The sequence below is a fragment of the Rhizobiaceae bacterium genome (genome assembly GCA_023953835.1).
Taxonomy (GTDB): Bacteria; Pseudomonadota; Alphaproteobacteria; order Rhizobiales; family Rhizobiaceae; genus Mesorhizobium_G.
Genome location: JAMLJB010000001.1, coordinates 315717 through 328055, shown reverse-complemented (window position 1 = coordinate 328055; position 12339 = coordinate 315717). Strand labels below are relative to the sequence as shown.

13 protein-coding genes are annotated in these 12339 nt (G+C 61.3%); 5 read left to right on the top strand and 8 right to left on the bottom strand.

What is annotated here, in order from left to right:
- Positions 1-45: 45 nt before the first annotated feature.
- A complete protein-coding gene (locus tag M9924_01580; GenBank protein ID MCO5063084.1) occupies positions 46-228 on the bottom strand; it encodes a hypothetical protein in 183 nt (60 codons plus the stop codon).
- 11 nt (positions 229-239) lie between these two features.
- Positions 240-386, bottom strand: a complete 147-nt coding sequence (locus M9924_01575) for a hypothetical protein (GenBank protein ID MCO5063083.1) — start codon at positions 384-386, stop codon at positions 240-242.
- Positions 387-555: 169 nt separating this feature from the next.
- Between M9924_01575 and M9924_01570 the strand changes: the two genes are divergently transcribed.
- Positions 556-1257 (top strand): glutathione S-transferase N-terminal domain-containing protein, encoded by a 702-nt coding sequence (locus M9924_01570; protein MCO5063082.1) that lies wholly within the window; start codon positions 556-558, stop codon positions 1255-1257.
- 42 nt (positions 1258-1299) lie between these two features.
- Here M9924_01570 and M9924_01565 read toward each other — a convergent pair whose 3' ends face one another.
- The gene (locus tag M9924_01565; protein ID MCO5063081.1) at positions 1300-1641 is read right to left on the bottom strand and encodes a DUF2147 domain-containing protein; all 342 of its coding nucleotides are present in this window, start codon (positions 1639-1641) and stop codon (positions 1300-1302) included.
- 408 nt (positions 1642-2049) lie between these two features.
- Between M9924_01565 and M9924_01560 the strand changes: the two genes are divergently transcribed.
- The 3 genes from M9924_01560 to M9924_01550 all read left to right on the top strand — a co-directional run bounded on the left by M9924_01560 (position 2050) and on the right by M9924_01550 (position 4969).
- Positions 2050-2316, top strand: coding sequence for a sel1 repeat family protein (locus M9924_01560; protein ID MCO5063080.1), 267 nt, complete (start codon positions 2050-2052; stop codon positions 2314-2316).
- A gap of 285 nt (positions 2317-2601) precedes the next feature.
- On the top strand, positions 2602-3723 hold the full coding sequence (locus M9924_01555) for an ABC transporter substrate-binding protein (protein ID MCO5063079.1): 1122 nt from the start codon (positions 2602-2604) through the stop codon (positions 3721-3723).
- A gap of 106 nt (positions 3724-3829) precedes the next feature.
- Positions 3830-4969 (top strand): DUF1353 domain-containing protein, encoded by a 1140-nt coding sequence (locus M9924_01550; protein ID MCO5063078.1) that lies wholly within the window; start codon positions 3830-3832, stop codon positions 4967-4969.
- 2 nt (positions 4970-4971) lie between these two features.
- On the opposite strand, the gene M9924_01545 is transcribed toward M9924_01550, so the two are convergent.
- From M9924_01545 to M9924_01530, 4 genes are all read right to left on the bottom strand, one after another.
- A complete protein-coding gene (locus M9924_01545; GenBank protein ID MCO5063077.1) occupies positions 4972-6945 on the bottom strand; it encodes an acetyl/propionyl/methylcrotonyl-CoA carboxylase subunit alpha in 1974 nt (657 codons plus the stop codon).
- Positions 6946-7037: 92 nt separating this feature from the next.
- Complete coding sequence (locus tag M9924_01540) at positions 7038-7799, bottom strand: VOC family protein (GenBank protein MCO5063076.1); 762 nt, start codon at positions 7797-7799, stop codon at positions 7038-7040.
- A gap of 138 nt (positions 7800-7937) precedes the next feature.
- The gene (locus tag M9924_01535) at positions 7938-8444 is read right to left on the bottom strand and encodes a DUF1993 domain-containing protein (GenBank protein ID MCO5063075.1); all 507 of its coding nucleotides are present in this window, start codon (positions 8442-8444) and stop codon (positions 7938-7940) included.
- 90 nt (positions 8445-8534) lie between these two features.
- Positions 8535-10427 (bottom strand): AI-2E family transporter, encoded by a 1893-nt coding sequence (locus tag M9924_01530; GenBank protein ID MCO5063074.1) that lies wholly within the window; start codon positions 10425-10427, stop codon positions 8535-8537.
- Positions 10428-10598: 171 nt separating this feature from the next.
- Between M9924_01530 and M9924_01525 the strand changes: the two genes are divergently transcribed.
- Entirely contained in the window at positions 10599-10976 is a 378-nt protein-coding gene (locus M9924_01525) for a hypothetical protein (GenBank protein MCO5063073.1), read from the top strand.
- Here the strand turns inward: M9924_01525 and M9924_01520 are convergent.
- Positions 10973-12265 (bottom strand): sorbosone dehydrogenase family protein, encoded by a 1293-nt coding sequence (locus M9924_01520; protein MCO5063072.1) that lies wholly within the window; start codon positions 12263-12265, stop codon positions 10973-10975. The genes M9924_01525 and M9924_01520 overlap by 4 nt on opposite strands.
- Between the last annotated feature and the right edge of the window lie 74 nt (positions 12266-12339).

The following is a 12339-nucleotide window of genomic DNA, read 5'->3' as shown; positions in this document are numbered from 1 at the left end:
CGGGCTGCTTGGGAGAGGGCTTGCCTAAAGTTCGGGCACAATAGCTCAGCCCCGTTGCAATATTATGAGCAGCGCGAAGCCGATGCCCTTGGCCTTCGGCGCGGGGGCCTCGATGATGTTTTCGCCGAAGGACTGGCTCACGGGAACAGCAAGCACAGGAGCCGCAAGCATGAGCATGACGAGCATGGACCGCAGCAGCGTCGCGGAGATGGCGTAAAGATTGGACATCCGGCTCTCCCTTAGCGGCAATCGTTGTGCTGGCCGAAGGGGCAGATCGGTTGGACCTGCGCGCGGCGGCTTTCGTGGTGGTTCGCGACAAGGCTTGCCATCCCCATGCCGAACAGCGCGGTGACAATGCAGACAAGTGAAAATCGGCGAGCAAGCATCGGTCTTTTCCTCTTCGATGCCTGCCTTTATGGTCCTCAGCGGCTGAACTGCCTCTGATGGCCGTATTCATCCGGCGTTCAAAATTATTGACGCTCGATTTCGAACAGGAAGATTGCCTTTGCAGCTTCGAGGCTTATCTCCAACAGATCGGATTGAAGGAGCGACACAATGGCCCAGACCAAACCAATCGAACTCTATTACTGGCCGACGCCGAATGGCTGGAAGATCACGATCCTGCTTGAGGAACTGGGCGTTCCTTACGAAGTGAAATACGTCAATATCGGCAAGGGCGAGCAGTTCGAGCCGTCGTTCCTGAAAATCTCCCCGAACAACCGGATGCCCGCCATCGTCGATCCGGAGGGGCCGGACGGCAAGCCGATCTCCGTGTTCGAGTCGGGCGCGATCCTGCAATATCTGGGCCGCAAATTCGGGAAGTTCTACCCCACCGACGAGCGCAAGCGCGTGGCGGTCGAGGAATGGCTTTTCTGGCAGATCGGCGGGCTTGGACCGATGGCCGGGCAGGCGCATCATTTCCGGCAATATGCGCCCGAAAAAATCCAGTATGGCATCGACCGCTACACCAATGAGGTCAATCGGCTCTACGGGGTGATGAACAAGCGCCTCGCTGAAAGCGACTACCTCGGAGGCGACTATTCCATCGCGGACATGGCGGCGATCGGCTGGATTCGTCCCTACAAGAACCAGGGACAGGACCTCGACGACTTCCCGCATCTCAAGCGCTGGTTTGAAGCCATCATGGCGCGCCCGGCCGTGCAGCGCGCGCTGGAGGTCGGGCAGGAGCGCCGCTCCAATCTCGCCGACGACAAGGAGGCGCAGAAAGTGCTGTTCGGCCAGAAGGCCCGCGCCTGAATCCGGTGCGCGCGGCGGCGGCGTTACGGCCGCCGCGCTTCGCTACATGCGTTGCCAGTTCTGGCTCTTGCAGATCAGGCCGCCCAGCACGCAACCGCTCATCTTGAGATTGTCGCCGGAAAGTGCCGCCTTGCCCGAATAGGTCTTGTCGGTCGCTGGATCAGTAATCTCGCCCGTATATTTGCCGTCGCCTGCCGTGCTCAATGTGCCGATGCGCTTGCCGGCGTGCTTTCCGGTCTTGACGGTCACCAAAAACGGTCCGCCGCCCGTGATCGCCGCCGTCTCGCCCGAATCCGTCTTCCAGTTGCCGACAATATCGTCGGCGCACGCGACGCCCGTCATGAAGAGGAGTGCGGCCGCCGTATGGCTGAACCTGCGAAACATTGAAATCCTCCCTTTGTCCTCTCACGGAACGCGATGCGATCCGCTCTCTCCGTCGAGGGCAAGACTAGAGGAATTGAAAAGCGCGCGGAAGCCGGTGTCGCAGCGGAAGGCCGTATTTTCAGCTTCGGATTCAACCTTACCCAAAAGTGAATCTCGGACATGGTTAGCAAAGGGTTTTCCGCCGGGTCCGGGCAAAAAGACCGATCCCGTTCAAAACCGCGCAATCGCAGGATCCGTTTGGTTAATCGGGTGCTTCGTTTACAAAGTTTTCCGAATTTGTTGGGGCGGCGTTAAGCACGCCGCTTAACCGCTGATTCAAGCGCCGCGTTCATCCTCCAGACCATCGAAAGCAAGCCCGCACACAAGACCAAAAGGGCAGCTCTCAGGGGTTATAAAGGGACGACGAACATGGCACATTTCGACACTCACGAAGGCGGTTTCGGGACGATGGGCGAGCGTTCGCAGGCCGATATGCTCTGCGAATTGGGACTCATGTATGCAACCGGCCGCGACTGCGAAGCCGACCTCGTGGCGGCGCACAAATGGTTCAATATCGCGGCAATCCGCGGCTCGGCGGAAGCTGCGCGCCTGCGCACCGAGCTTGCCCAGACGCTCACGAAGCAACAGCTCGTGCGTGCGCTTCGAGAAGCGCGCGAATGGATGACTATGCATTGAATTAAGCGGCCTGCCGGCAAGAACGAGGCATCCCTAACGGGACAGCCGAGCTGCCGGCGAGAAGAAGGCCGAACACACAGGGAAGCGACCTCCAGTCGGGCCGCAGCGGGAAACCGCTGCGGCCTATTCGTTTTCAGAATGTCCCATTGCCGATGATTTGATGGGATCGTCGCGGCTGGCTCGCTAAAATGGCGCGGCTGGCCCGCTGACGCTTAAGGGCTGTGCGGGCTACCTACGGACCTCGTTCCTAAACAGACAACAAAATCAGGGAGAACGCCCATGATACTGAAACGATTGAGTCGAGCTGCGCTGCTTGGGCTGATGCTCGGAGCGCCCGGAGCCTTTGCCGCCGAGGACATCAGCATTGCGGTCGCCACGCCCGTTACCGGCCCGCTCGCCAATATCGGCGACCAGTACAAGCGCGGGGCCGAAGCCGCCGCTGCCGAGATCAACGCCAAGGGCGGTGTGCTGGGTGGTCGCCAGATCAAGATCGTGATGGAAGACGACGCATGCGATCCGAAGCAGGCGGTCTCCGTCGCCAATCGGGTCATCGCCGAAGGCATCAAGTTCGTTGACGGTCACACCTGCTCGGGCGCCACGATCCCGGCTTCTGCGGTCTATGCCGAGGGTGGCGTGCTGATGATGACGGCTTCCGCTTCCAGCCCCGTGCTGACTGACGAGGCCGCGAAAAACGGCTGGCCGACCATCATGCGGCTTTACACGCGTGACGACGCGCAAGGCCTGTTCATCGGCCCGTGGATCGCCGAGAAATATAAGGACAAGCCGGTCGCCATCCTTCACGACAAGAGCGCCTACGGGCAGGGTATTGCCGAGAAGGTCAAGGAATCCATCAACGCCAACGGCATGCAGGAAGTGCTTTTCGAGGGCATCAATGCCGGGGAGAAGGACTATTCGGCGGTGGTCACCAAGCTCAAGGAACTCAATCCCGCGCTTGTCTATTTCGGCGGCTATCACCCCGAGGCCGGCCTGATGCTGCGCCAGGCGGCAGATGCAGGTTTCAAGCTCACGCTGATGATGCCGGATTCCATCGCCTCGCCGGAATTCTGGCAGATTTCCGGCCCGGCAGGCGAGGGGACCATGTTCGTGTTCCCGGCTGACCCGCAGGCGCGCCCCGAAGCCAAGGCGGCGGTTGAGAAGTTCAAGAACGAAGGCTATTCGCCGGAAGGCTTCACGCTGTTCTCCTATGCCGTCATCCAGGCCATTGCCCAAGGCATCGAGCGGGCCGGAAGCGACGACCCGATGGCCGTGGCTGAGGCGCTGAAGAACGGCCAGCCGGTCGAAACGGTCGTCGGCTCCGTGGTCTTCGACGAGAAGGGTGACATGAAGGACCCGAAATACGACATCAATCTCTGGAGCAATGGCAAGTACGCCCCGATCCAGCAGTAACCACTTCTGCTAATTGTGCAGGCGGCCGGGCATTGCCCGGCCGCTTGTTGTTTTCAAGCGCGCCATACAACTGTATATTGCAGCCTCCCGCGAGACGGAGGGGCGAATGGGCAAGATGCGAACCGCGCTGACATTGGTGGCCGTGCTGTGCCCGGCGCTTGCAGTCGCGCAGGAGAATTACGGTCAGTTCTTCGACCTTCCGATAGCGCTGGAAAACGTGCCGAACGGGCAGGGAAAGCCGTTTCGACTGACGAAAGAGCTGAAGTTCGAGGATCCGAACGGGACTTTCTGGGATGTGCCGTCCGGCGGCTATACCGATGGCGCGAGCATCCCGTGGCTGTTCCAGATCATCGTGGGCGACAATTACAGCGGGCCGTATTTCCCGGCCGCCGTCATCCACGATTACTACTGCTGCGTGCAGACGCATCTCGCCATAGATACGCATCGCAACTTTTATTACGGGATGCTCGCCAACGGCACACCGCAATGGCAAGCGTGGCTGATGTATACGGCGGTGCGCGTCGGCGGCCCCGACTGGTCGGAAGCACAGGTCGCTGCCGCAGGCGACGGCAGCCAGTGCCTCGACGATGTGGCGCCGGTTCCCCAGGCAATGGTGCTGGCGGCCCCACCCGCACCCCCGAACCCGGCCATGACGATGCGCAGGAGCGCGCCGAACCCCATGGACGAATTCGTGGTCGCGGCCAATCGCGCGCAGGAGGAGCGTGACACCTTCGTGCTGTCGAAGCTGATGGCGGTGGCCAAGACGCTCAAGGAGAGCGACGGCAAGGTGATCGACGTGACCGAACTCGGCCAGATCCCCGCGACGTTCGAAGGTGTCGAGCAATTGCGCTCCATCGTCACACGCGCCACGAACTTTTCGGATTTCAGCACGGATGTGAACCGGACGCAGTTCAACGATTTCGGGCTGCTGGTGCCCATCGAAGGCACCCTGGAGCAGGAAACGGAACGGCTGCGCGAGCAGGGCGGCCTCTCGAACGTCAGCCAGCCGTGGAACGCAACGGAGCTGAACCAGCTTGGTGTCGCGACCGCAGCGCTGCCGGAGCGCCTGCCGGACACCTATTTGCAGGATGTCGCGCGCACGACCTCGCTGAACGGAACCGGGCTGGAATGGTCGGTGGCGCGTACGCCGCAGGTGCGGCAGCAATGGAACCGGATCATCGACGCCGACCGCAGCTTCCGCAACTGGAACAATCTGCGGATCAGCCCCGGCAATCTCCCGCAGTAATCCTACTCTTCGACGAACCGCACGAGGATCGTGCCGTCAGTCACCTGCGCGCCCTGCGAAACGATGTCCTCGATCACGCCGTCATGCGCGGCGGAGATCGTGTGCTCCATCTTCATGGCCTCCAGAATGAGCAGGGCCTGACCCTTTGACACCGCATCGCCCTTGGCGGCCATGACCATCTTGGCCAGTCCCGGCATCGGCGCGCGCATGGAGGAAGCTCCAGCCTCGCCGTCGCCTGCCGCCGCAAAGGGATCGGGGACCGAAAAACTGTAGGCGTTACCACCTTCGAAGATCGTCACATGGCCGGGCCAGACGGCAAACTTTCCGCCGAACCCTTGTTCGCCCGGCTGCGCGTGCTCGTAAATCTGGTCACCCTTGTCGAGCCTCACGGCAAAGTGGCCGTTTTCAAGCGGAGTGATCCGGGCGTCGATGCTCACATCGCCCATGCAGATCGTCGTGGTGCGCGACAGCGGGTGGAAATGCGAATAGCCGACGAGGCTGTCCCACGGATCGTCCGACCGCTCCGACTGGCCGACGCCCGATGCAATGAGAGCCGCCAGGCTGATCGTGTCGGCGGAGGCGGGAGGCTGCGCGGTCAACTGCTCCTGTTTGCGCGCAATCAGCCCGGTATCGACATCGCCCGCCGCAAAATCGGGGTCGCGCGCAAGTGCCGCAAGGAATGCCGAGTTGGTGACGGACCCGGCGATTTCGGTGTCGTCAACCGCCTGCGCCAGCGCATTCAGCGCCGACGCGCGGTTGGCGGAATGGACGACGATCTTGGCGATCATCGGATCGTAGTAGGGCGAAATGGAATCGCCTGAACGCACGCCGGTTTCGATGCGCAGCGTGGCCCCGGCGGGCGGCTTTGCGGGGAAGGCGAGATGGTGCAGCGTGCCGATTGCCGGAAGAAAGCCCTTCGAAGCGTCCTCGGCATAGAGCCGGGCCTCGAAGGCATGACCGTTCAGGCGTATATCGTCCTGCGATAGCGGCAGTTTTTCGCCTGCGGCCACGCGCAATTGCCACTCCACGAGATCGATGCCGGTGATCATCTCCGTCACCGGATGTTCGACCTGCAGGCGCGTGTTCATCTCCATGAACCAGAAGCGATCCGCGCGCAGCCCTTGCGAGGCATCGACAATGAACTCGATGGTGCCTGCGCCGGAATAGCCGATCGCCTTTGCTGCCTTGACGGCGGCGTCTGTCATGGCGGCGCGCATTTCTTCGGTCATGCCCGGAGCAGGGGCTTCCTCGATTACTTTCTGGTGGCGGCGTTGCGCAGAACAATCGCGCTCGAAAAGGTGGACGGCGGCGCCGTGGTTGTCGCCGAAGACCTGAACTTCGATATGGCGCGGCTTCTCGACATATTTCTCGATCAGCACGGCGTCGTCGCCGAAAGCGGCCTTGGCTTCGCGTTTCGCACCGGCAAGCGCTTCCGCGAAGTCGTCCGGGCTTTCGACCCGACGCATGCCCTTGCCGCCGCCTCCGGCGCGCGCCTTGATGAGAACGGGATAGCCGATCTCGCGCGCCTTGCCGGCCAGCAGAACCAGTTCCTGCGCTTCGCCGTGATAACCCGGCACGACGGGGACGCCGGCCTTTTCCATCAGCCGCTTTGCGGCATCCTTCAGACCCATGGCACGGATTGCCGCTGCCGAGGGACCGACAAAAACGAGTCCCGCATCAACAACTTGATCGACGAAGTTCGGGTTCTCCGAGAGGAAGCCGTAGCCCGGATGAATAGCCTGTGCGCCGGTCGATTTCGCGGCATCGACAATGCGGTCGCCACGTAGATAGCTTTCGCCGACCGGCGAAGGGCCGATATGCACGGCTTCGTCCGCCATGGCGACATGGAGGGCGTTCGCGTCCGCATCCGAATAGACCGCCACCGTCCTGATGCCGAGCAGCCGCGCCGTGCGGATAATGCGGCAGGCAATCTCGCCGCGATTGGCTATCAAGATCTTGGCGAATGGCGGCTTCATGCGGTTTCCTCCCGATGCGCAAAAAAAAGAGCGGCCAGAGGTGCATAGCTTCCCTCCGGCCACCGCAAAAGGCAAAAGATTTGGGTGCGCGACTATTTCGTGTTGCTGACCATGCCGAAATGCGCGCCCTGCGCATCGGTGCAATTGGCGACCCATTGGCCTCCCGGCACTTCCATCGGCTCCATGGTGATTTTGCCGCCATTGTCGGTGACACGCTTCACAGCGGCATCCAGTCCGTCGACGATGAAATAGAAGCCCCACGAAACGGGGATTTGCGGCGGGCGGTTCATCATCGCCCCCATGTCGGTTCCATCGACGGCAACCAGTTGGTAGACGCCCATGTCCTGCATGTCGATGGCACGACTCTTCGTCCACCCATAGAGGCCCGAATAGTAGTCGAACGCTTCTTCCCAATTGTCCGTGAGAAGTTCGTTCCAGCCGACATGGCCGGGCGTCATGGGTGCAGCGGGAGGCTGGTCCGGTCCTTCCGGTTCCAGCATCATGTACATTGCGCCTTGCGGGTCGGAGACGACGGCAAAACTGCCTACGCCTTCGCCTATCTCCTGTGGGCCGCGGTGGATATTGCCACCCGCCTTCTTCAAGGCCGCGACATCGGCATCGATATCGTGCGAGCGGATATAGCCGAGCCATGCGGGCGGCATTCCGTTTGCAGCGGCCGCTTCGGGAATGGGCATTATACCGCCAACCCCGCGTTCGCCGGCCTTCACCACGGTATAGTCCATCCCGGTTCCGGGGAAAGGCTCCGGCGTCCAGCCGAGAACGGCGGCATAGAACGCCTTCGCTGCTGCCGGGTCGCTCGTCATCAGTTCGTGCCAAATAAAGCCTGCGGACATCTTCATCTCCCTTCGCGAGGTTTGCCGGAGGTCGAGTGAAATACCTCGACGCTCCAGCATGGAAGACGATCTTGTGCGCGGGAATCCGACAAACGGAAGACAGCAGGTAAAGCCTGATGCCGGAAACTGTCAGGAGACTTATCGACCGCCCAGGAAATCGACCTTGCCGATCGGGACGCCCTTGTGGCGCAAAATGTCGTAGGCCGTCACGGCATGGAAATAGAAATTCGGGATTGCGAAGCCCAGCACATAGCTCGTTCCGGTGAATTCCAATGCGCGCTGGCCTGCGTTGAACTTCACTTCGCTGTTCTCGCGGCCATCGAAGGCATCAGATGGCACCTTGGAAAGATAGTCGATTGTCGCCTGTATGCGCGACTGGAGCTGCTCAATGGTCGTCTCATCGTCCTGCATCGGCTGCGGTTGTATCTGCCCCACCCGAACGGCGACAAAGCGCGCAGTATCGGACATGCGCTGCACTTGCCCGGCCAGCGGCAGCATGTCGGGGTACAGACGCGCTTGAATCAGTTCCTCCGGCGCTATCTTGTTTTCGCTTGCGAACGCCTGCCCTTTCTCGATGTTTCGGGAGAGATTCTTGAGCGCGCGAATGAAAGGAGGAATGGTGATCTCAAATAGGGATAGCGGCATGGTTGGCTCCTGAGTCGATTTCGACAGAGCTAGTCACGGCCGGGTTTCAACGCAAGCGGTGCAGGGAGGGCTCTGTCTTTGATCCAGCCGCTATTTCTTTGCTGCGCGCCTTGGCTTCAACCGCGTTGCGCGGGCAAGCGGCACCGCGTCTGCCTCGACAAGACTGAGCCGAACCGTTTCCGCAACGCTCGCCGCGACAAAGTCCGCACTTATCGCCTTGGCATCAAAAGCTGCATTGGCCGCGAGGTTCGGCGCGAATATGCCCACGCGCAGGCCGCGCTTTGCGCGCTTGAGGCGTCGTATCGCCTGCCTGGCGTAAGGTAGCGGCGCCGAACTCAAATAGGATATCACGGCGGTGTCAGCCTCTGCGAGCCCATCGACCATCTGACGGGAGCCTTGCAACCTGCGAAACGACAGGGCTGATGTTTCTGCACCCTGCCCGTTGAGGACCTGGGACAGCACTGCGGCGGCAACGTCGTCCAACTCCGAGCGTCCGCCAACCGCCAGCAGGCTGAATCCCTCGCCGTCAGGCAATTCCAGCCGCTCTCCGTCTTCATCGACGGGCTTTTCATCCGCCTGTTCGTCTTCGCGCAATTCGTCCGCGGCGTCTTCAAGGTCATCGACGAATGTCATGGCGGTCGAAGCGAAGCGATGCAACTGCACATCCTGAAGCGCGCCACGGTCGCGGTCGTGCTCACCCATCAACAGGGCCGGAATGCCGATCTCGTCATAATATTCCACGAGGTATTTTTCTTCGAGCATGATCTCGGCATGATCCGCCGCCTCGTCCGGGTCACCGGCCAGCAGACGTTGATAGAGGCGGGCGTGGGGTTCGAGTACAGGTTCGTTTCCGAAAAGCACGTCGAGAAATTCGAACTGCGGCACATGGCGCCCAAGCACGACAAGGCAGACGGTCAGCGGAGTTGAGAGCACCAGTCCGACAGGTCCCCAGAGCCATGTCCAGAAGATCGCGGCAACGATGATCGCCAGCGGCGACAAGCCGGTGCGAGAGCCGTAGAGCCACGGCTCCATGACATTGTTGATGAACAGTTCCATGACGAGGAAAAGGCCGGCTGTCCATAGAACGGTAGTCCAGCCGGGAGTGACGGCTATGGCGAGAAAGAGCGGCAGGATCATGCCGATAGCCGGGCCGATATAGGGCACAAAGCGCAGCACCAGCGACAGAAGGCCCCAAAGCATGGCGTTTGGAATACCAAGCAGCCACAGGCCGATCCCGATCGGCACTGCGTAGGTTGTATTGATGATCAATTGCATCAGGAGGTACTGACCGACGCGCTTGCCTGCATCCTGCAGGGCCTCCGTGGTGCGGTGAAGATCGCCGGAGCCGACCAGCCGTATGAACCGGTCCCGCAGGTCCTCACGCTCCAGCAGCATGAAGATCACGACGACGATAACAAGGCCCGCAGTCGCGAACGGGCTGAGCAGCGGAACCACTACGTTGACCAGCACATGGATCGCGCTTTGGCGGTCGACGATCTCGACAGGCAAGGGTTCCTTCTGGTCTGCGGCAGACTGGTCGGCGGTTGCGCTCAGTTCCGCGCCGACACGCTCGACGGCCTGAGTCACCCGCTCGAAAATGCCGCCGGAATCGGCGGAATCCCGCAGCGCGCGCACTTTCTGGATGATGTTGTATTGGTAGGCGGGCAGGTTCTGCGCGAGCGAACTCACCTGGCTTGCGACAAGGAAACTGAACAGAGCGATGAATATGAATGCGACGAAGACGGTGATGACGACGGCGATCGTGCGAGGAATGGACATTCTGCGCAGGGCCGACACAATTGGCGCAAGAGCGAACGTCAGCAGGATGGCGACTGCGAGCGGCAGGAATACGTCCTGTCCCAGATAGAGAATTGCGGTTATGCCGACCAACGAAATGACGGGTGGAATGACTATTCTATGGAGACGGCTTCCCTCATCCTGGAACTGGTCGCTCGCGCCATTCCCCACCTTGCCGTTTGCCATGAACGCTCCTCCGCAGCGCAATTAACATCCTTCATATCGCAATGGTTGCAAGGGGCAGGCCCGGCAATTCAAACTTTGTGACAGAAATGGTTGGGTCGGAGGGAAAAAATCCGGCCTTGCCGTCGTTCTTCCATTCATACGGCATGAAGCCTCACGAAAGGGAGAAGTGCAATGAAGCCTGTTTTGATCGCGTTGGCGGCTCTCGCCTTGGGTGTATCCGCGGCGAACGCCGCCGAGCCCGCCATGGTCACCGAGATCGGCGGTGCCAAGGCATACACCGATGCAAAAGGCATGACGCTCTATACCTTCGACAAGGACAGCGCGGGTATGACCAATTGCTACGACAAATGCGCCGCGAACTGGCCGCCTTTCGCAGCCGCTTCGGACGCCAAGGCCGAAGGCGAGTGGTCGCTTGTCGAACGCAAGGACGGCTCGAAGATGTGGGCGTATGACGGCAAGCCGCTCTACACCTTCGTCGGCGACAAAATGCCGGGTGATATGGCCGGCGACGGCAAGTCGGACGTCTGGCACATCGCCCGGCCGAACTAAGCGCCTGTCACGCGCCAGATAACGTCGCCGACATCGTCGGCGACGAGCAGCGCGCGATCCGGCCCGATGGCGACGCCGACGGGCCGCCCATAGGATGCGCGCTCATCGGGCGACAGGAAGCCGCTCAGAATTTCGCGCGAGGGACCGGACGGCTTTCCGTTCTCGAATGGCACGAAGATCACCTTGTAGCCGGAGAGTTTCGAGCGGTTCCATGAACCGTGCTGGCCGATCACCATGCCGTCCGGGAATCCGGGCAGGGTGCCCGCGGGCATCCAGCACAGGCCGAGCGAGGCAGTATGTCCGCCGAGTGCGAAATCGGGCTGGATGGCGCTCGCCACCAGCGCCGCGTCCTGAGGAACCCGGTCATCTACGGTCTTGCCCCAATAGCAATAGGGCCATCCGTAAAATCCGCCTTTCTTGACCGAAGTGAGATAGTCCGGGGGCGTTTCGTCGCCCAGTCCGTCGCGTTCATTGACGACGGTCCACAGCGTGTTCGTGGTTGGCTCCCAGGCCAATCCCACGGGATTGCGCAGCCCGGCGGCGAAGATGCGGCACTTGCCGCTCGCAATGTCATATTCATAGATGCAGGCGCGGCCTTCCTCCGCCTCCATCCCTTCGTCGCCGATATTGCTCACCGAACCGACCCCGATATAGAGCTTCTTGTTGTTGGCGCTCGGCAGGATAGAGCGCGTCCAGTGCCCTGCGGGCTTGAAACTCGCCAAGCGCTTGGCCGGTCCGGTGGCGCGCCCGTCCTTGTAGGTATAGGCCATCAGGCCGTCCGTATTGCCAACATAAAACGTGCCGCCGATTTCGGCCATGCCGAAAGGCTGGTTCAGGCCATCAAGGAAAATCTCCTGCGTTTCGGCAATGCCGTCGCCATCGCTGTCGCGAAGGCGTGTGATCCGGTTCGGACTCTCGCCGATCGCCGCCGCGCGCGCCATGGTCGACACCATGGCATAGTCGAAGATGGAACGGATGCCGCCCGACACGGAAAGCGCCTCGGCGACAAGCACGTCGCGATTCGACAGGACCTGTATCCATCGCGGATGTTTCAGGCCGGTGGCGAAGGCATTCACCTTGAGCCCCGGCGCGGCTTTCGGCGTCTGTCCCTTTGCCCAGCCCTTCGCCGTGGGCATTTTGAGGGTGGGAATTCCTTGCGGCCTGGCCGTCGGGATGTCCGGCTTCGCGCCAAACGCCTGCGGCAGCACGCCGTCATTTCTGTGGCGAAAGAAGATCGCGCCGGCGCCGACGAAGGCGACCAGATGGGCGAATAGTTTCGATGGCTGCATTGAGCGGCTCCGGCAAAAAGGGAATCGCCTATCTGATTACACCGCGCGGGGCCGGCCCGCCACCCGGCCCCGCG

Bases quoted from the DNA above. Each gene is read 5' to 3' on its own strand.
- M9924_01580 (MCO5063084.1), bottom strand. From the start codon at position 228: ATGTCCAATCTTTACGCCATCTCCGCGACGCTGCTGCGGTCCATGCTC.
- M9924_01575 (MCO5063083.1), bottom strand. From the start codon at position 386: ATGCTTGCTCGCCGATTTTCACTTGTCTGCATTGTCACCGCGCTGTTC.
- M9924_01570 (MCO5063082.1), top strand. From the start codon at position 556: ATGGCCCAGACCAAACCAATCGAACTCTATTACTGGCCGACGCCGAAT.
- M9924_01565 (MCO5063081.1), bottom strand. From the start codon at position 1,641: ATGTTTCGCAGGTTCAGCCATACGGCGGCCGCACTCCTCTTCATGACG.
- M9924_01560 (MCO5063080.1), top strand. From the start codon at position 2,050: ATGGCACATTTCGACACTCACGAAGGCGGTTTCGGGACGATGGGCGAG.
- M9924_01550 (MCO5063078.1), top strand. From the start codon at position 3,830: ATGGGCAAGATGCGAACCGCGCTGACATTGGTGGCCGTGCTGTGCCCG.
- M9924_01545 (MCO5063077.1), bottom strand. From the start codon at position 6,945: ATGAAGCCGCCATTCGCCAAGATCTTGATAGCCAATCGCGGCGAGATT.
- M9924_01540 (MCO5063076.1), bottom strand. From the start codon at position 7,799: ATGTCCGCAGGCTTTATTTGGCACGAACTGATGACGAGCGACCCGGCA.
- M9924_01535 (MCO5063075.1), bottom strand. From the start codon at position 8,444: ATGCCGCTATCCCTATTTGAGATCACCATTCCTCCTTTCATTCGCGCG.
- M9924_01530 (MCO5063074.1), bottom strand. From the start codon at position 10,427: ATGGCAAACGGCAAGGTGGGGAATGGCGCGAGCGACCAGTTCCAGGAT.
- M9924_01525 (MCO5063073.1), top strand. From the start codon at position 10,599: ATGAAGCCTGTTTTGATCGCGTTGGCGGCTCTCGCCTTGGGTGTATCC.
- M9924_01520 (MCO5063072.1), bottom strand. From the start codon at position 12,265: ATGCAGCCATCGAAACTATTCGCCCATCTGGTCGCCTTCGTCGGCGCC.